The organism is Acinetobacter sp. Leaf130 (genome assembly GCF_001423205.1).
GTDB lineage: Bacteria > Pseudomonadota > Gammaproteobacteria > Pseudomonadales > Moraxellaceae > Acinetobacter > Acinetobacter calcoaceticus.
The window spans coordinates 112,790-132,008 of the sequence record NZ_LMOE01000006.1; the positions used below are offsets into that span (position 1 = coordinate 112,790).

Here is a 19,219-nt window from a genome sequence, read left to right on the forward strand (position 1 = left end):
TGGCTCACCTTATCCCATAAATTCTGGTTGATTAAACAATTCAAGTTGGTCTAAACGATCAACAATCTGTTGTAATTCGGTTTGTAATGGTCGGTCTTCTTCGACAAATGCAAAGCTTTGTAAGGTCCATTGCATAAATGCCTGCAATGTTGGGCTTAACTGTGCTGTTAAACCTTTCAGATGAATCGCCTGCACACTAGCGCAGCAGAGGGCTGCAATTACTTGCTGGGTTAAAGTAATCACACGGCTTGCATCACGTGCTGCAATGGTTCCCATACTGACTTTATCTTGGTTATGACATTCGGTTGAACGTGAAAAAATTGAAGCTGCCAAAGTGTTTTTTAAGGCTTCAGCTGTCCACGCCGACACCCCGATTTGCACAGCTTTAAAACCATGATTCAGTGGTAAACGTTCAGCCGTTGCCCCTGTTAAATTACGTGGCAAACCATGATTCATTTTATGATCGACCAATTGTGCAATCTGTCTATCCATCAAGTCAGCAATATTGGCAATCATAATTTTTAAGCTATCCATTGCTTGTGCAATGTGCCCACCGTAAAAATGCCCGCCATGCAACACACGCATACCTACCGGATCAATCAGGGGATTATCATTACTTGAGTTCAGCTCATTTTCAATAAACTGACGTAACCATACTTTTGAATCTTCAAACACACCAATAATATGCGGCGCACAGCGCAATGAATAACGATCTTGCAAACGCGGACTTTGATGTGCTGTTTGTACTTCACTATTAAGCCAATCACGTAATTGCTTTGCAATTTGCTGCTGCCCCGGATGTGGCTTTTGTGCAAACAGTACTTCATCAAAATGACTTGGATTACCTTCCAAGGCCAGCACATTTAGAGCTGTAATCAAAGTACTTGCGAGTGCAATCTGCTCTGCTTTTTTATAGTTTAAACAAGCAATTGCCGTCATCACGGCAGTGCCGTTCATAAGCGCCAAACCTTCTTTAGGTCTGAGCGTTAATGGCTGCAAGCCTTTTTCAGCATACACCTGAGCAACAGGGGTAATTTGTCCATCAATATAGACATCACGCTCCCCGATTAACGTTCCAGCAATGTAAGACAACGGCGTTAAATCACCGCTTGCCCCCACCGAACCTTCAGATGGAATGACTGGAATCACATTTTCATTCAACAACCAAACCAAGCGTTCAAGCAATGCCAAAGACACACCTGAATAACCGCGAGCCAACGAACATAAACGCGTCACCACTACTGCACGTGCAGTGATCACATCTAAATTTTCACCTAAACCACAACCATGAAAACGTGAAAGATGCAGCGGTAGTTCATTGACCTGATGTAATGGCACTTCAACTAAACATGAGTCACCATACCCCGTGGTTACACCGTAAATGACACCTTCTTCTTCAAGTAACTGATCGAGAAAATCAGCACCTTTTTGAATTAGGTCACGCCATGAAGATGACTCAGGTAACGCAACCAGACATTCGCCTCTTGCGACCGAAACGACATCTTCAATACTCAGTGGCTGTTCACCTACGGTTAACACACGCATGTTATTTCGTCCAAAAATTATAAAAATTAAACCATTGATAAGGGGCACGCAGACAATGCTGTTCTAATACGGCAACATACGTTTTAGTTATGGTTTGCATACTTTCAATACGGTTAGCGCGGGGTAAATTTACCTGCTCGGCAATTGAATGAATATGAACTTGGAACTGTTGTTGCACACGGTAGCAAAACACTGCAATAACAGGTACTTTCAGTAAATTTGCCAAGATCCATGCACCTTGTGGAAAGGCTGCTGATCCCCCTAAAAAGTCGATATGCTGGACACGATCTGACTGCACGGGTACACGGTCCGCAGCAACAATCACCCACTCACCCTGTTGCATTTTGTCTTGTAAAATCATAGCAGTTTCAATACCCAACTCATCGACGGGCAATAAGCAAACATCGGCCTTATCATTTAGCTTTTTCAAAAACTCATTAAACTTGGTCGCATGTTTTTGATAAACCAGCACGTTAATTTTCTGGGGATGTTCTGACTTAATTGCCCGAAGCAATTCAATATTGCCAAAATGGGAAACCACAATCAGCGCCCCTTTTTGGTAGTGCCGAGAAAAATTTTCATGCCCAAAAACTTCAAGATTCTGCTCTGAGATATGACCTAGCCAGCCCTCGATCTTATCTAAAATACATTCACCAAATTGCATAAAATGCGTATAGCTATTTGCCCAAGTTGGTTCGTGGGTAAAGGGAGACTGTGTTCCAGCAAAATGATGCAGTTTTTGTAAATAAATTAAGGAAGCTTGTCGTGCTGTGGCAGCAAACAGCCAATACCACATAATGACAAAGTACATCACCAACTTGCATAACCAACGTCCACCAAAACGGTAAAACCACAACATAAGCATGAGGGGCACCATGCCTCCTCGCTCTTTAATGTCATTCCATTTTGGAGAAGCTGAATCTGACATAATTAACCTTGCAGCCTCTGTTTTAACAGCTTCGGTAAGCGAATCAGCATGCCCATAAACAAAGTTGCGTGTGCTTTACTCAGTCCTAAGTTATCTCGCCAAGCATGAAAATGGGAGATGCCTTGTTCTGGATAAACAACAGGTGTCGGCACATTAATAAATGAGGTATTTTCCCATTTTAAACGCACCAAAATTTCGCTATCAAAGCCCATACGTGGCTGAAATTTAGCACTGTTCAAAACTTTAATGGTGCTCTCGAGCGGATACACGCGAAACCCACACATACTGTCTTTAATTTCAAAAGACAAACTATTAAGCCACACCCAAAAATGAGTAATGTAACGACCATACAACCGTTTTTTAGGAATAGATTCATCAAAGTACGGCTGACCAATCACCATAGCTTTGGGATGTTGCTGGGACTGCTCAATAAATTTAGGAATGTCATCCCAGTGGTGTTGACCATCAGAATCGAGTTGCAAAGCATGGCTTAAACCCAACTCATGTGCAGCACGCAATCCTGTAATCACAGCTTGCCCTTTGCCCTTATTCACTTCATGTTCAATTAAATGAATTTGGGAATATTGATCGGCCAATGCCCGTAAAATCTGGCTACAAGCATCATCACTCCCATCATTCACCAATACAATCGGCAAATGAAAGCGATCAAGATAGGCAATCAAGTCAGCTAAATAATGGGGATGGTTATAAACTGGGATAACAAAGCCATAGTTGGTCTGCATTTTTAACCCTCGACTTTCGTTTGCAAAGCGAATAATAAACGCCCAGAAGCCAAAATCTGTTCTGAATCGCGTAGCTCAAAACCCACTTTATGCTCTTTTCGAGAAAGCTTAAGTTGTACAATTGCATAAGGACGGATCAGATTTTGAAATTTTAGCTGTTCATAACCCTGACACCAATTTAAGTCCGACCAAATTGATTTAGCAAAATGTTGTAAAAAACCTATTTGCCCGACCCCAGGATAAATCGGTTGTGTTGGGAAATGCCCTTTAAAACACGCTAACTCTGGTGGAAACTCAAGGCTCAAAATATAGTCATCTGAACTTTGAGACTGCGACAAAACCACAGGTTGTAACATAGGCTTAAATAGAGTCTGCAAATAGCTTTTATTGAGTTTAGACTGCGAGTTTTGCGGTAGCTGACTGAGGAAACGCCATTGACGTGGAATCGCTATAGTTTCCAAGCGGTCTTTCAACTGTTGTTTTAAATGACCAACAAAAGCCGACTTACCTAGTTGCTGTAACTGTTCCCGTGCATCTTCTTTTAAAACAACAATACATCCCAATATTTGACGATGCTCATGTTCAAGTACCAGTACATGACATTGCTGTACTGCATCTAAAACTTGAATGCTTTGCTCGGTCGCATCTAGACTCAGACGCTTTTCTTCAAGTTTAATAATTCGATCTGTACGCCCCATCAGCTTAAAAGTCTGACACGTTGCATCTGACCATGCTGCACCATCACCTGTGGTAATCCAATCATCCTCAAAGGCATGATTACTCTTGACCATAAGCTGTTGGTCTTCAATACGAATAGCCACATTACTAAAAGCAGTCCAAGCATCTTCATCTTTAGCACGATGGGCAATACCACCAGTTTCTGAACTTCCCAAAACTTCAATAATCGGACGGTTTAAAAAAGGGCGAACACCACTTTCTAGCTTGCCACCAGAACTAAAGACCATTTGACAGTGTTGCAAAACGACATCGGTTGTCCAACGTTTTAATAATGCAGGACTTGAGATCAAATAATTGCTTAATCCCAACATTTCTAATTGTTTTTGAGCCTGTACTACATCTTCAGGAAATGCCATTTGAGGGGAATAAAAACTTCGACCCGCCGCTAGTGGTAGCAATAATTTAAATAATAATCCATAAATATGCTGATGACTGACCGTTGCGATCGCAATTGCATGCTCATCGAAAGTAAAGCTCTGGCTTAATCCTTGAACTTCGTTGAGTAATTGTTTTAATGTTCTTGGGATTTTTTTAGGTTCCCCCGTTGAACCTGATGTATAAAAATAGAGTTGCGCATGTTCTAGAAAAGCATCATCTAAGGTTAAAGATAAAGGAATAACTTTTTCAACATCTTGGCGCTTTAAAAAATAAATCTGCTGCGCTGCGAAATCTTGCTCTAATTCGCGTACTCGATTTGGTGGTAAAAGTACCTGTTTTTCCGCTAACAAAGCGGCAAATAATAAAACCAGAAATTCATAGCTGTCTGCTTCCCATAATGCCCAAGTTAAATTTTCCATTTGAGCAATTGCAGCAGCTTGCAAAGCAACATCCTGCCAAAATTGAGTAAAACTGGTCGAATGTAGAGCAGCATCTATACAAAGTGGATGAGCTGAATCGATAAATTTTTGAAAATGACAGTGCATAATTTTTAATTAATGATTTGTAGAATGTAAACGCTGATGTCGCTTACGCAAAATAAATTCACCAACGAACAAAATGCCCATTAGTACATACGAAATAAAGCCATTATAAATGACCCAAACCTGAGTCGATGTAAAAAGTACGGTGCTTAAAGCAATCAATGCATTACAGAAAAAGAAAATGCACCATACCTTAGTCACCTGTCTGGTCCACTGCACACCAGAAGGAGGTAAATCAGGTTCAACGAGTCGGGCAAAGCGTTCAATCATAGACGGTGGTTTTATCAGTGTCAGTGCAAAAATAACCAATGCACCCAAACTCATGCCAACCGGATATAACTTTAACCAAGCATGATTATGTGACAGCAAGCTAAGACTGCCACAAACAATGGCAAAACCAGTTAAAGGCCATAATAATGAGTTGCCTTTACTAAAAAGTCTGACCACACCTAATCCGATGAGTAACATACTCACCCAAACAAATTGACCGTGTGTCAAACTCCAACCCACAATAAAGGGATACAACACAAAAAGTGCTGTAATCATCCCTTTAATCACGAGCTTCATTCAGCAGTCATATTCCGAATAACCGTCACAACATCAAGTACGGTTCGCACATTTTTAAAATCTTCAGGTTTTACTTGCTTACCCGTTAACTCTTTAATTTTTACAACTAAATCAACTGCATCAATACTGTCTACATCAAGATCTGAATATAAGTTTGAATCGAGTTGAACAGACTCAGGTTCAATTTCAAACAAATCTTCCATCCATTCGCGGAGTTTAGTTAATACTTGCTCTTGAGATAACATCATCACACTCCTTATGACTTCTGCTGTGCTTCAACTAAAGCAACTAAACTTTGGATTGATTTAAAATGCTGTTTGGTTTCATCCGACTCTGCATTTAAATGAATGTTGTAACGCTTTTTCAAAGCTAGTCCCAACTCCAGTGCATCAATCGAGTCTAATCCTAAACCTTCTCCAAATAATGGAGCTTCTGTATCAATATCTGCAATAGTGATATCTTCTAGTGCCAAAACATCAATAATCATTTGCTTTAGTTCATCAGCAAGATTGCTCATTTCACGATAACTCTTCATCAAAAATTTTATAAAAACTACGACTTAACTGACGAACTTGTTTAGGTCCTACTGTTAAATCATCTAACAAATCTGAAACTTGTACAGCATCGAGTACTTTCACTTCGATATGAAATGGTCGAGATGGTACGTGGTACCATTTTTCATTCTTGGTTAATGTCGATGGTGTACAGGTAATAACTACTGGGCGAATTGGTACATTTGCACGAATGGCAATGTTGGCTGCACCGCGCTGAAATTCGTTTAGGGTCATCCCTTTTTCAGTACGCGTTCCTTCCGGAAAAATTAAAAGAGAAGCTGCATTATTTTCTTTCAGACGCGTCACGCAGTCTTCAACAAATTGCTGAGATCCTGCGTTCAAAATATAACCCGCGCTTTGTACAGGTCCTTTGGTAAAGGGGTTCGACCAAAGAGACTGCTTCACCACACAATTAGCCTGCTGCATCATACCAATTAGTACTACAACATCAATCAAACTCGGATGATTGGCAATGACTAGTTCTTGGCGACTATTCTGTAGCTTTTCCAAACCGTCTACCGAATAAGTCATGATGCCCAGTTTAACCATCATTTCGGTAAAGCCTTTAAAGCTATACTTAATCACATTTTGTGCACGCTGCTGGCGCTTTTCAGAATCAGAGGTTGTGACATTCAGCACGGGTGCAATGACGGTGGCAATTGCCATACCACCCAGCCCGAAACTAGCAAAACTAAAACCAGTTGCAGCTACACGCCAGCAATAATTACCCTTTTGTTTCAGATTTTTAAGATTTAGCATTTGTTCCACCCAAATGCAGATATTAACTGGTCAGCATCCTGCCAAAAATGAGCAAAAGTAGGACCATCTGCTTCATCTGTATGCGTCCATGCAGTAATTTGTAAATTAGGTTGCTCTAAAGTAACGACAGCAGCCATCGCATAGGCAGGGAAATCGACCGCCTCAGCATAAATTTGGGGTAAGGGTTCATCATAGGCAACGACCAATACCCGCTGGATATCTTTCATTGACTTTAAAAGAGCATAGGCCTCAATCAAACTTTCAGTCCATGAACAGCTTAAGCTGGTAGATGGCGTGTCATCCTGGCATAAAATAGAATAAAGCCCAGAAATTGCATTATGAACAGACGTTGAGAATTGTGTAGGTGATGGAGTTTGCTCACTTAAAACATCTTGCAAAATATTCAACGTTTTAGACTCGTCACCATATCGTGATACCCAAACTATATAATCAGCTTTACTGCCATCTAATGCACCAAGTGCACTATTTAAAGCAAGTTTAGCTAATGGCGATAACCGTCTACGCTGCATAGCTGGAATACAGTCAAGGGCTGTATATGAGGGCTGAGCATGTGTAAATGTGAGCTGAGCAAGATGTAATGTTACCATGCTAAAAGTGAACCCTAAGCAGCATTATTCTGTGGAAATATAAATTATTTTATAAAGATGCTGATTATAGCATTCGTTATGAAATTTACAAAAAATTACGTTTATCATTCACACTTTTTCATAACTCTTGGCACATGCTCATTTATTTGCAATAAAAAACCCAAAGAAGACTTTGGGTTTTTGAACTTTAAAAAGCTTAACGTTTAAACTTTTTCTCAGCTTTTTTGAATTTCTGTACATAACGACGTTTACGTGCCGCAACGCGCTCATCCACTTGTGACTTACGTCCTTCAAATGGGTTTTCCGACGTTTTAAAATCGACACGCACTGGCGTTCCTTCCAGTTTGTAAACTTTGCGGAACACATTCTCAAGGTAACGACGATAATCCGCTGGGGTTTTGTCGACCTTATTACCGTGAATTACGATCGTTGGTGGATTTTGTCCACCCATATGTGCATAACGCATTTTTATACGCTTACCACCAATCATTGGTGGTTGATGCGCTTCAGTCGCATCATTTAAGATTTGGGTTAATTTCGCAGGAGAAACTTTTAAGTGCGATGAATCATAAGCACGATGGATGGTTGGGTACATTTCCCCTACGCCAGTGCCATGCAATGCCGAGATTAAATGGACTTTCGCCCAAGGAATAAAGTCAAAACGGCGATCAACATCCAATTTACACTGTTTACGATCGTATTCGGTCATGTTGTCCCATTTGTTAATGGCGATCACCATGGCACGACCAGCTTCAAGTGCATAACCAATCAAATGTAAATCTTGTTCAACTACACCTTCACGAGCATCCAACACCACCACAATCACATGTGCATCTTTAATGGCTTGTAGCGTTTTCACGATTGAGAATTTCTCAATCATTTCATCAACTTTACCTTTACGACGCACACCCGCTGTATCAATTAATGTGTACTGACGACCATCACGTTCAAATGGGATATAAATAGAATCGCGAGTTGTACCAGGTTGATCAAATGCTACTACACGATCTTCGCCAAGCAATCGATTGACCAAAGTCGATTTACCCACATTTGGACGACCAATAATCGCTAAACGCAAACCTGTTGCTTTGTCATGCTCTTCTGGATTTTCATCTTCAGGTACGTCTACCAAGACATCCTCAAGCATTTGCTGTACACCACGTCCATGGCTTGCAGCAACTTGTAAGGGTTCACCCATACCAAGTTTGTAGAATTCAACCAACGCAGCTTCTGCATGAACACCATCAACTTTATTGGCAACCAAGTAAACTTTTTTACCCAAAGTACGCAGTTCACGGGCAATTTGTTCGTCCGAAGCCAATAAGCCAGCACGCGCATCAACCACAAAGATAATGATATCTGCTTCATTGATGGCTGTTTTTGACTGCTCGGCCATGTAGTTATCAATACCGCCTTCATTTTCACCAATACCGCCAGTATCAACAACAATGAAAGACTTATTCTGATAAGTCGCATCACCATATTTACGGTCACGAGTCAGGCCCGCGAAGTCGGCTACAAGTGCATCACGACTCTTGGTAATCTGGTTAAATAACGTTGATTTTCCGACATTCGGACGACCAATGAGCGCAATAACGGGTTTCATACAATAACCTTAATTCAAGACCAGCCATATCTCATGGCATGAGCATTAAAAACAGTACAGGAGATATATTTTAAGGTCAGAGATGACCATAATAAAAGACGGGGCTTTGAACTGATTTAATTCAAACACCCCGATATTTTTAACAGCGTAATTTGTTAAGCGCTTATTTTAGCACAAGCGAACGAAATTAACGATTCTGCCAAATACTTAAATCACCTTTTCTGGTCGAAACATAAAGTTGGTTCTCGATAACACGTAATGTATTAACTTCACCACTTGTTTTTGAACGACCAATTAATTTACCTGTTGTTGGTTCAACAAGATGTAATACGCCATCTAAATCACCTACAACAAGATCTTGTCCTAGCACAACCGGATTACTTAAATGACGGTTTAACAAACTATCATTTTCCCAGATTTTTTCGCCAGACGCCAAATCGTAAGCTGTTAACTTACCATCTGCTGAAGAGACAAATACTTTGTTGTCATAAACTTCTGGACGTTTAATACTGCTCGAATCTTCACTCCAAACTACACGTTGAGAAGCAAGATCGGTTACAGTTACTTGACCTTGGAAACTGGTCGTTACCATAAACTGTCCAGCTACAGTAGGATCACCATCGATATCAATTAAACGTTGAATATCAGAACGACCTTCGCTTACTGCAACACGACGTTGGAAACGTGGAATACCACTAATCGTATCAATTGCATAAACATACGCATTCGCAGATGCAATTAATACAGTACGAGGATCAAGGCTCACCGGTGATGCCTGACCACGCAAACTAAATTGGACATTTGGTAATTTATAAGCCCAAACTTGTTGGCCCGAAGTAGCATCATGCGCAAATACAGTACCATCATTTGCAATGGTAATAACGCGTCCAGATTGAACCAATGACGGGCTTAACAATGCGCCAGATAACTGTGCAGTCCACTTCTGTTCGCCTGTTGCCTGATCTAGTGCAAAGAGTTGCCCTTTACTATTACCAACAACAACAATTCCTTCAGCAGCTTCAACACCCGAGCTCAAGCCTAATTTGCTGACTTTCTTCTCCCAAATGCGTTGTTTACCACGATATGCAGCTACTTCGCCTTTTGGATCAAGCGTGAAAACCACACCATCGCTTGCATCAAGTTGCAAACGTAATGGATCAGCCTTATCAGTAGAAGAAACACTACGCGAAAACACTGGCGTTAAAGTCTTTTTCGACTCGGTCAATTTCGGTAGAGGATTAGGTTTAACTTCTTTTACTTTATTACTCGAACATCCCACCAGTACAGCCGATGCGATTGCAATTGCCAAAGGCAGTTTGAATTTCTGATTCATTAAGACTCTTCCACCTGTGTTTCCAAAATTGGGCGCTCAATCTGTGGATCTTCAACTAAAACGCCAACACTTTCGAGTTTAATTTGTAAAATTTGTCGCTCTTGTTTACGTTCTAGTAACGAATTCCAGGCTGCCTGATACGCTTTTTTAGCAGAATCAACATCTTTCTTAGCAACAAAGATATCACCACGTAACTCTTCTACCGTTGCTTTAAATGCTGGATCGACGTTACCAGACAAGGTTTTTAGTGCTTCATCATATTTGTTTTGCGCTAATTGTGCATCTGCTAAACGCAATTTTACAACCTGAATCAAACCTTCATCTTTTACTTTTGAATTTTCAACTTTCTTTAATGCTTTTTCGGCAGCAGCATAGTCCTGTTTTTCATAGGCTAATTTTGCTAATACAAACTGAGTCTGTATTGCCTGAACAGAGTCGATATCATCTTTTACAATTTTATCTGCCGATGCAGTTACCGAACTTAAGGCATTAGGATTATCGGCACTTGCATTTGTCTCATCCATTAACTGCTGTACTTTTGCAGTTTCTACTTGGCTAGTTGCCAGATTCTTTTTTTGCCAGTATGTCCACCCAAAAAAGGCAATCAACGCAATGAGAATTCCGCTAATCATGGCAGAACCATATTTTTTGGCGAACGACTTTAAGCTGTCGAATTGTTCTTCATCACTTACGCTCATGTGATTGTCCTTTTCCAGATGTTTCAGTTTATTTTGTAAATTTTTGGATTAAAAATGGTACGAGGTCAGCAATTGCTACTTGTGACTGTTCAGCTGTTGCTAGTTCTTTTACTGCAAGCTGCTGTGCATCCCACTCTCGTTCCCCTAAAATCAAAGCAAAGATTGCTCCAGCCTGATCAGCTTTTTTCATCTGGCTTTTCATGCTGCCTTGAGAACCTGTTTTGATTCGAATACTGCTATTTGCAGCTTCTAACTGGTCACGTAATTGTTCCGCTAAAATCAAAGCTTTAGTTTGATAAGCAGGTTCTGCAACCAAGAAGACTTCACAATCACGAATAACTTCGACCTGTTCAACTTGCTCAACTAGAAGCAATAAACGCTCCATACCCATGCCAAAGCCAACAGCAGGTACAGATTGATCTGGTTTACCTTTTAGCTGACCAACCAGACCATCATAACGACCACCTCCACACACAGTACCTTGCGAACCAAGTGCAGTTGTTGTCCATTCAAAAACGGTCTTGTTGTAATAATCTAGACCACGTACCAATTTTTGGTTAATTACAAATTTAACGCCCGCAGCTGTCAAATAATCTTGCAATTGTTGGAAGTGACTTAAACTGTCTTCTTTTAAAAAGTCATATAATTTCGGCGCATTTTCCAGAATTTTCTGAGTAGATTCAATTTTAGAATCTAAAATACGTAATGGGTTAGTCGTTAAACGGCGCTGTGAATCTTCATCCAAAGCTTCTTTATGTTCATTTAAGAACGCAACTAAAGCATTACGGTATTCTGTACGTTCATCTTTTTCACCTAAAGTATTCAACTCAAGTTGAACCATGTGATCAACGCCCATACGCTTCCATAACCGAGCTGTCATCAAAATAACTTCAGCTTCAATATCAGGAGTTGCGACACCGAAAGTTTCAACACCAAACTGGTGGAACTGGCGGTAACGTCCTTTTTGTGGCTTTTCATAACGGAACATAGGTCCCATATACCACACGCGTGGCGTAGCACCGCGCAACAAGTTATGTTCGAGCATCGCGCGAACACAACCTGCTGTACCTTCCGGACGTAAGGTTAACGACTCAGGTGGATTACCTTTATCGAAAAAGGTATACATTTCTTTTTCAACAATATCGGTTGCATCACCAATAGCACGTTTAAACAAGCCCGTTTGTTCAACGATCGGCAAACGAATTTGTTGATAACCATAAGCATCCATTAAAGACGCTAAATGTTGCTCGATACGTCTCCACGCTACTGTTTGCGTTGGCAGGACGTCATTAAAACCTTTGATTGCGACTATTGAACTCATGATGAACTACGAATAATTTCTTTAGATTTAGCTTCTTCAAGCTCTTGGACACGTTGACGAACCATAGTTTCGATTTCATCAACCAATTGATCGGTATCGATTAAATGGCTTTTCTCACCATTACGATAAACCAGTGAGCGAGGCGCCGCCCCAACAACCCCGATATCGGCTTCTTTTGCTTCACCCGGGCCATTTACCTTACAACCAATCACTGACACATCCATTGGAGTACGAATATCTTCTAAACGCTCCTCCAAAGCTTGCATCACTTGAATAACATTAAATTCTTGGCGTGAACAACTCGGACAAGCAATAAAGTTAATCCCGTTAGAGCGAAGTCCCAATGATTTTAAGATATCAAAACCAATCTTGATTTCATCTTCTGGTTCGGCAGCAAGCGAAATACGCATCGTATCGCCAATACCTTCCATCAATAATCCGCCAAGGGCAATCGCTGATTTCACAGTACCGGTACGGTAAATACCCGCTTCAGTTACACCAAGATGTAAGGGATTATCGATTTGTTTTGAAAGTAAACGATAAGCATCCATGGTTAAAAATACATTAGATGCTTTTACACTGACTTTAAATTCATGGAAATTGAGTCGATCTAAAATATCAATATGGCGTAATGCAGACTCAAGCAATGCTTCGCCTGTAGGCTCGCCATATTTTTTTTGTAAATCTTTTTCTAGAGAACCACCATTGACACCAATACGCATTGAAATGCCATGATGACGTGCAGCAGCAACGACTTCACGAACTTTCTGGTCGGACCCGATATTCCCTGGATTAATGCGTAAACAGTCTGCACCATAATCTGCAACTGCTAAGGCAATTCTATGGTCAAAATGAATATCGGCAACTAATGGTACTGAAACGCGCTTACGAATTGCGCCAAATGCTTCAGCAGCCTCCATAGATGGGACCGAAACACGCATAATATCAGCACCTGCTTCAGCGCAACGTTCAATCTGAGCAACGGTTGCATCAACATCGCAAGTTTCAGTGTTTGTCATACTTTGCACGCTAATAGGTGCATCGCCACCGACATACACCGACCCAACACGGATTTTACGTGTTGGTCGACGTTTAATTGGGTTCTCTATCATTGTATCGCTCAACTCATGGTATTAGCGGGATAAACGGAATTCAGCTTTACCGTTTACCGTATATGGAGACAATGAAATCTGTTCTTGGTTTAAACTTAATGACACAGCAGTTGCATCATCAAGACGAATCTGAAATGGAGACTCACCATTTAAATTTAAAGTTGATGACTGACGACCTGTCGCCAAAACTTTACCTGTTGCATCAACAATATGAACAGAAGTTGGTCGGTTAAAGTTTAGCACCAATTGATCACCCACTGTTGAAGTGGCATTTCCTTTCATAGGTAAAACTTCAACATTAGATTGATTTACTTTAGATAAATCAGCATCTTCTTTCTTTGAAGTCCATTTTTGAATACCCATAACAATCAATGACACAACAGCAATAACCAAAATTGCAAGAAGTGCGCGCTTTAACCATTTCTTATTACGGTCACTATTAGAACCAGGGAGTTTACCCATGATTTTAATTGGTGAGTTATTTAAAGCATGGTTCGGTAAAAGCCCGGTATCATTTGCATAAATCTCATCAAAGCGCTGAATAATTGCCGTCGCATCTGTATTTAGATATTTTGCATATGAACGGTAATAACCCTTGATAAAAGTCGCTTCTGGCAATGACTTATAATCATCTTGCTCTAAAGCGGTTAGAGTTTTAACCGGCATGTTTAGATCTGAAGAAACTTGCCCTAACTCTTTATTCTGAGCAACTCGAATTTGACGTAAATACTCACCAGGACGTTGAATATTTCCTAAAGCAGAAGTCGGTAAGCTTGAGCCAGTTGGCTGCTGTGAATTAGGATTTATTTCCATACGGCCTCAGTACTATACTGTAATTGCAAATAACGTTGATATTCTGGACTTTCTGGGAACAAGGCACGTAATTGGTTTACTAACACTTGCATTCCCATTTTATCCGCATTGGCTCGAGCCACTCTTACACCAATCCAAAGTGCTCTTGCACCCTGATTTTTCTGCCCCACTTTACGAGCATATTGCTCATACATTTGTGTAGCAGCCGGAATCTGCTGCTGCAAATAAAAAATTTCCGCTAACTCTAACATTGAAATATAAGAGTCGCGGTTAGCAAGGAGTGATTGCTTGAATGTTTTTTCAGCATTCGCAACATCACCCAATTTTAAATAAATACGCCCCAGATTTTCTAACGCCTGATAGCGTTGGTCATACCCTAATGTTGTGCCAGCAATACGAAATTGCTCGATCGCATCATTATAGCGTTCCATTTGGTATAAATAAGTACCATAGTTATTATGTGCTTGAGCATTATCTGGTTCAGATGAAATTGCTCGTTTAAAATAATGTTCTGCTTTTTCTAAGTTCGGCTTACTACCTTCTTGTTGTAGTAAAATACCCATCATCATATTTGCCGTTGCATCACGGCTATCTACACTTAAAGCTTGATCAAGAGCTCGCTTTGCCGAATCCAAGTCACCTGAACGGATATGTTCAGCAGCAAGTTGTGTACGCACCTTTACCGCTTTTTCTGGGTCTTTTTTTTGCGTATGCGTTGTCTGGCAACCACTTGCCAAAAGCGCAACTGCAACCCCCATACAAAATACCGTTTTTAACTTTGGAGTACTCAAAGCCTGCCCTCAATTTATCCTTGTGTCCGCAAAATCTCTTGACGCTGTGTGACTTTTTTCTGCCACTGTTCAGCACGACGAGTTCTATCAGCCACTTGACCGACTAACTGTCCACATGCAGCATCAATATCATCACCACGTGTTTGACGAATCGTACACACAAATCCAGCATCAGACAAAGTTTTTTGGAACGAGATAATTCGATTTCGGCTTGAGCGACCATATGGTGCATGCGGGAACGGATTAAATGGAATTAAATTAATTTTACTTGGTAAATTTTTTAATAATTTAATCATTTGCTGTGCATGTTCAGGCTGATCATTTACGCCCTCTAACATCACATATTCAATGGTCACATGTTTACGCGTACTTTCATTACCATCTTTGGCAATATAACGCTGACATGCTGCAATTAGCTGAGCCAATGGATATTTTTTATTAATTGGCACTAATTCGTTACGCAATTCATCGTTTGGCGCATGTAAAGAAATTGCTAAAGCAACATCAATATCTTTTGCAAGTTGGTCAATTTTTGGTACAACACCTGATGTTGATAAAGTCACACGGCGCTTAGACATGCCATAGGCAAAGTCATCAAGCATAATCTGCATGGAGCTTAATACGGCATCATAGTTGAGCAATGGCTCCCCCATACCCATCATCACAACATTAGTCACTGAACGCTCGCGCTCGGCAACAGGCACTTCTTCCATATAAGAATAGTTTGCCATCCAGAGTTGTCCAATAATTTCATCTGGCGTTAAATCACGTTGGAAACCTTGTTTACCTGTTGAACAAAATGAACAGTCCAATGCACAACCCACTTGTGACGAAATACACAAAGTTTTGCGCAAGCCTGTTTTATCTTCAGCAGGAATTAATACAGTTTCAACCAAAGACCCTGCACCATCACCCACACGAAAAACCCATTTACGTGTGCCATCTTTTGAATAATGACGGTGAACAACTTCAGGCGCCTTGATTTCACAAATCTGTTCAAGCTTCTCACGTAATTTGCCTGAAATATTGGTCATTTCAGCAAAATCAGTAATGAAGTATTGATGAATCCATTTCATGACTTGTCCAGCACGAAACTTTTTCTCACCAATGTCTTCAAAGAATTTTTCTAATTCAGTACGAGACATGCCGAGTAAATTCACTTTATTTTCGGCAGCAGGAATTACCAGCGTGGACGAAGATTGCTGCTGTCCATCAAGATTTTCAGATGAAATGACCTCTGCAGAACTCATGTGTATTTACCTAAACCATGTCAAAAAACTGAAGATATTGTTCAAGAATCAAACAATATTCTCTTGAGAGAATAAAAAAACCAGATAAGTAGTATACCACTTATCTGGTTTGAATGCTTTCGATTAACGAGTGCGTGGGCAGATCTCGTTGTCAGCAAAGAAGTAAGCAATTTCACGCTCTGCAGAAGCAACTGAGTCAGAACCGTGAGCAGCGTTTTCATCGATGCTTACAGCAAAGTCAGCACGGATAGTGCCAGGAGCTGCTTCTTTAGGGTTTGTAGCGCCTAAGATTTCACGGTGTGCAAGAACTGCATTTTCGCCTTCAAGAACAGATACTACAACTGGACCAGAAGTCATGAATGCAACTAAGTCACCAAAGAAACCACGTTCTTTATGCTCAGCATAGAAACCTTCAGCATCAGCTTGAGAAAGGTGTTTCATTTTAGTCGCAACAATTTTTAAACCCGCTTTTTCAAAACGAGCAAAAATATCACCGATGTGGTTTTTAGACACTGCATCAGGTTTTACGATAGACAAAGTACGTTCAATAGCCATGAGTGGCTCCTTTATTTTAAGATTTAAACTTTAAAAAATTTGCCGCATTATACCGATGTCATAGGCAATAATCAGCTTTGTATGTGTAAAAGTTGCGATTTTTTCTACTGTTTTTAGCGAACTTCGTCTATCCAGGCCATTTGGATCCCTTCTAGCAAACCTTCTGTCGATTTATTGGGGTCATCATTAAAATCTGGTAAAGCACATACCCATGCATGTAAATCGGTAAAACGAATCCATTGCGGATCAACTTCTGGATGTGCTTCTGACAATTCAATGGCAATATCAATCGTATCTGTCCAACGTAAGCCCATAGCGGCTCCTATCTGTTTAATCTGCTAAATCAAGAACTGTGTACTTTAGCAAATCCACAAACCTAATCGTTAGCTTAAGCTGATAAAAATTAACGATGCTTATAAAGCGATGTTCAATAAAGGTGCAGCAAAAATAATTAAACTTGCCACAGCAGCACCAATTAAAGCCCCTACAATCACATCACTTGGGTAATGTAGACCAAGCACCATACGAGACAATGCCACAAGCACCATGAAAGGAAACATCGCAGCAAGCAGGACTGGCTGGATATAGCCCAAGACAATTGTCACCATCACGGCATGAAGCGTATGACCAGATGGAAAGCTGAAATGATCGAGTGGTCTCTCACCGAGCACAATCACCTGATGCACCTGATAAGGACGAGGTCGCGTTGTTTTATGTTTTAAGAATTTATAGATTGCCGTTCCAAGGGAACCACCCAGTAACAAGTAGATGATTTGCAGGCTATAGGTGATGCCTTGCATCCCCCATACGATTGCCAGCATTAGATACCAAAATGGTCCATCACCCACACGACTGATGATTTTGAAAAAAAGGGCAACACGTTGTGAGTGAGAGAAATTGTTCAAATATAAACAGCCTCTCAAATCTAAATCGAGTATTTTTATTTTTGCATTCTTAAATTTCATGGTCATTCTCCTATGTTAGGATACTTAGGTGAAGTCCAACGAGGGCTCCTTCACTACCTGATAAAATGCCTGCTCCAATTGCTGAACCGGAAGTTGCCAACCGCTTTGCTGTACTTTATGACAGGCTTGTACGCCCATTTCTCTAAGTTGTTGTACTGAAGGAAGCTGATAAATTTGTTGTATAAAGTGGCTTTTTTGTCCAAGTGGGCTTAACCAGCCATTCACACCATGTGTTAAGTATTGATGTGCACATGCATAATCATACGCGATAACTGGCAAACCGCTTGCCATTGCCTCTAAAACTACGTTACCAAACGTTTCAACTTGACTCGCAAATACGAATACATCTGCACTCGCATAGGCAGCCGCCAAATCTTGACCTCTCAGACTTCCGGTAAAGATAACGCCCTTCGCTTCAGGTAATGACTTTAAGCGAGCAAAATCTGGGCCATCTCCCACAATAACTAACTTAGTTTTATTTGGCTGAACAGTTTGTAAGTTCGCATAACTTTCAATAAGCACTTGCACTTCTTTCTCAGGCGACAAACGTCCCACATAAAGCATAATGCGAGTATTCTCATCGGCGTCCCATTGCTTTCGTAAATTTTCAGAGCGATGCTTCGGTGAAAACCTTGTCGTATCTACGCCACGCCCAACAACAACTAGTGGACACGTAATACCGAAGCCTCGTAATGCTTCTTGTGTATCTTTACTCGGCACACAGGTCACTTGAGTATTGTTGTGAAACCAGCACAGGTATTTTTGAATCGGTTTGACTAAAAAAGCCAAATCAAAGAATCGGCTAAAATCTTGAAATGGTGAGTGAAAGCCGCTAGAAACCGGAATAGCTTTTGCTTTTGCAGCCTGCATGGCAGTTAAGCCTAAAGGACCTTCTGTCACAATGTGGACTACATCTGGCACAAACTTTTCAAAAGCTTTCGATACTTTTAAATATTGTGGCCAGCCAAACTGTAAAGTCGGATATTTTGGAATCGCTTGTGACATGACCAGACATTCTTGCTCTGGTGTAAAGTCATGGCATTTTGCTTTTTGTTCTGGGCGAATCAATAAAATCTTATGCCCCTGCTTTTGTAAGCCTTGGCATAATTGTAATAATGAAAGTGCCACACCATTAATTTCAGGTGGCCATGTTTCGGTAACAATCGCAATTTTTAAACGCGGGCGAACCAACTCATGTAATGAGTGGGTATTAGACAACTGCTGCTTTTGTTTAAAATAGAATTGGAAGCTTTCAGGAAGTTGCTGTTGTTTTAATAGTGCTGTCGCGTATGAGCTTTGCATAGCGCCATCCATCAATGTATTTATTTTCATGCTTAAAGATTAAGCAGTTTTTTTGACACTTTGATGATAAATGCATGACAGTTTACTGACATGAAAAATAAAAAAGCACAC

General features: G+C 40.6%; 21 protein-coding genes. All 21 read right to left on the bottom strand.

All coding sequences use genetic code 11. The annotated features are described in order from the left end of the window. Positions 1–9: 9 nt before the first annotated feature. The 21 genes from ASF86_RS13565 to ASF86_RS13665 all read right to left on the bottom strand — a co-directional run bounded on the left by ASF86_RS13565 (position 10) and on the right by ASF86_RS13665 (position 19,120). Complete coding sequence (locus tag ASF86_RS13565) at positions 10–1,545, bottom strand: HAL/PAL/TAL family ammonia-lyase (protein ID WP_056482862.1); 1,536 nt, start codon at positions 1,543–1,545, stop codon at positions 10–12. Between the two features lies 1 nt (position 1,546). Continuing rightward, positions 1,547–2,473 (bottom strand): acyltransferase, encoded by a 927-nt coding sequence (locus ASF86_RS13570; protein WP_056482864.1) that lies wholly within the window; start codon positions 2,471–2,473, stop codon positions 1,547–1,549. A gap of 2 nt (positions 2,474–2,475) precedes the next feature. Continuing rightward, entirely contained in the window at positions 2,476–3,216 is a 741-nt protein-coding gene (locus ASF86_RS13575; RefSeq protein ID WP_056482867.1) for a glycosyltransferase family 2 protein, read from the bottom strand. 2 nt (positions 3,217–3,218) lie between these two features. After that, the gene (locus ASF86_RS13580; protein ID WP_056482870.1) at positions 3,219–4,877 is read right to left on the bottom strand and encodes an AMP-binding protein; all 1,659 of its coding nucleotides are present in this window, start codon (positions 4,875–4,877) and stop codon (positions 3,219–3,221) included. Positions 4,878–4,886: 9 nt separating this feature from the next. After that, positions 4,887–5,441 carry a Clp protease gene (locus tag ASF86_RS13585; RefSeq protein WP_045435008.1) on the bottom strand — a complete coding sequence of 185 codons (555 nt, stop codon included), beginning with the start codon at positions 5,439–5,441 and terminating at the stop codon, positions 4,887–4,889. Continuing rightward, positions 5,438–5,692, bottom strand: a complete 255-nt coding sequence (locus ASF86_RS13590) for an acyl carrier protein (protein WP_080592314.1) — start codon at positions 5,690–5,692, stop codon at positions 5,438–5,440. The genes ASF86_RS13585 and ASF86_RS13590 overlap by 4 nt, the downstream gene beginning before the upstream one ends. A 5-nt stretch (positions 5,693–5,697) precedes the next feature. Beyond that, positions 5,698–5,958: a phosphopantetheine-binding protein gene (locus tag ASF86_RS13595; protein WP_000067033.1), complete on the bottom strand. Its 261-nt coding sequence runs from the start codon at positions 5,956–5,958 to the stop codon at positions 5,698–5,700. Position 5,959: 1 nt separating this feature from the next. Beyond that, positions 5,960–6,763: a lysophospholipid acyltransferase family protein gene (locus tag ASF86_RS13600; RefSeq protein WP_081407708.1), complete on the bottom strand. Its 804-nt coding sequence runs from the start codon at positions 6,761–6,763 to the stop codon at positions 5,960–5,962. Beyond that, on the bottom strand, positions 6,748–7,362 hold the full coding sequence (locus tag ASF86_RS13605) for a beta-ketoacyl synthase chain length factor (RefSeq protein ID WP_056482876.1): 615 nt from the start codon (positions 7,360–7,362) through the stop codon (positions 6,748–6,750). The genes ASF86_RS13600 and ASF86_RS13605 overlap by 16 nt, the downstream gene beginning before the upstream one ends. Positions 7,363–7,558: 196 nt before the next feature. Next, on the bottom strand, positions 7,559–8,968 hold the full coding sequence (gene der / locus ASF86_RS13610; RefSeq protein ID WP_005036930.1) for a ribosome biogenesis GTPase Der: 1,410 nt from the start codon (positions 8,966–8,968) through the stop codon (positions 7,559–7,561). A gap of 187 nt (positions 8,969–9,155) precedes the next feature. After that, the gene (bamB, locus tag ASF86_RS13615; RefSeq protein ID WP_056482879.1) at positions 9,156–10,301 is read right to left on the bottom strand and encodes an outer membrane protein assembly factor BamB; all 1,146 of its coding nucleotides are present in this window, start codon (positions 10,299–10,301) and stop codon (positions 9,156–9,158) included. After that, the gene (locus ASF86_RS13620; protein WP_056482882.1) at positions 10,301–10,999 is read right to left on the bottom strand and encodes a YfgM family protein; all 699 of its coding nucleotides are present in this window, start codon (positions 10,997–10,999) and stop codon (positions 10,301–10,303) included. The genes bamB and ASF86_RS13620 overlap by 1 nt, the downstream gene beginning before the upstream one ends. A gap of 28 nt (positions 11,000–11,027) precedes the next feature. Then, the gene (gene hisS / locus ASF86_RS13625; RefSeq protein WP_056482886.1) at positions 11,028–12,320 is read right to left on the bottom strand and encodes a histidine--tRNA ligase; all 1,293 of its coding nucleotides are present in this window, start codon (positions 12,318–12,320) and stop codon (positions 11,028–11,030) included. Next, positions 12,317–13,432 (bottom strand): flavodoxin-dependent (E)-4-hydroxy-3-methylbut-2-enyl-diphosphate synthase, encoded by a 1,116-nt coding sequence (ispG, locus tag ASF86_RS13630; protein ID WP_004641112.1) that lies wholly within the window; start codon positions 13,430–13,432, stop codon positions 12,317–12,319. Before ispG ends, hisS begins: the two co-directional genes overlap by 4 nt. Before the next feature lie 21 nt (positions 13,433–13,453). Beyond that, positions 13,454–14,245, bottom strand: coding sequence for a helix-turn-helix domain-containing protein (locus ASF86_RS13635; RefSeq protein ID WP_056482889.1), 792 nt, complete (start codon positions 14,243–14,245; stop codon positions 13,454–13,456). Beyond that, positions 14,236–15,036: a type IV pilus biogenesis/stability protein PilW gene (gene pilW / locus ASF86_RS13640; protein ID WP_201784119.1), complete on the bottom strand. Its 801-nt coding sequence runs from the start codon at positions 15,034–15,036 to the stop codon at positions 14,236–14,238. The genes ASF86_RS13635 and pilW overlap by 10 nt, the downstream gene beginning before the upstream one ends. A gap of 14 nt (positions 15,037–15,050) precedes the next feature. Next, a complete protein-coding gene (rlmN, locus tag ASF86_RS13645; RefSeq protein WP_056482895.1) occupies positions 15,051–16,286 on the bottom strand; it encodes a 23S rRNA (adenine(2503)-C(2))-methyltransferase RlmN in 1,236 nt (411 codons plus the stop codon). 123 nt (positions 16,287–16,409) lie between these two features. Beyond that, positions 16,410–16,841 carry a nucleoside-diphosphate kinase gene (gene ndk, locus ASF86_RS13650; protein ID WP_003654870.1) on the bottom strand — a complete coding sequence of 144 codons (432 nt, stop codon included), beginning with the start codon at positions 16,839–16,841 and terminating at the stop codon, positions 16,410–16,412. A 113-nt stretch (positions 16,842–16,954) separates the two neighbouring features. Further along, positions 16,955–17,155 carry a Fe-S cluster assembly protein IscX gene (gene iscX / locus ASF86_RS13655; RefSeq protein WP_003654869.1) on the bottom strand — a complete coding sequence of 67 codons (201 nt, stop codon included), beginning with the start codon at positions 17,153–17,155 and terminating at the stop codon, positions 16,955–16,957. Positions 17,156–17,254: 99 nt separating this feature from the next. Further along, positions 17,255–17,806 (bottom strand): phosphatase PAP2 family protein, encoded by a 552-nt coding sequence (locus tag ASF86_RS13660; protein ID WP_005036937.1) that lies wholly within the window; start codon positions 17,804–17,806, stop codon positions 17,255–17,257. Between the two features lie 24 nt (positions 17,807–17,830). Then, positions 17,831–19,120: a glycosyltransferase family 4 protein gene (locus ASF86_RS13665; RefSeq protein WP_081407709.1), complete on the bottom strand. Its 1,290-nt coding sequence runs from the start codon at positions 19,118–19,120 to the stop codon at positions 17,831–17,833. Between the last annotated feature and the right edge of the window lie 99 nt (positions 19,121–19,219).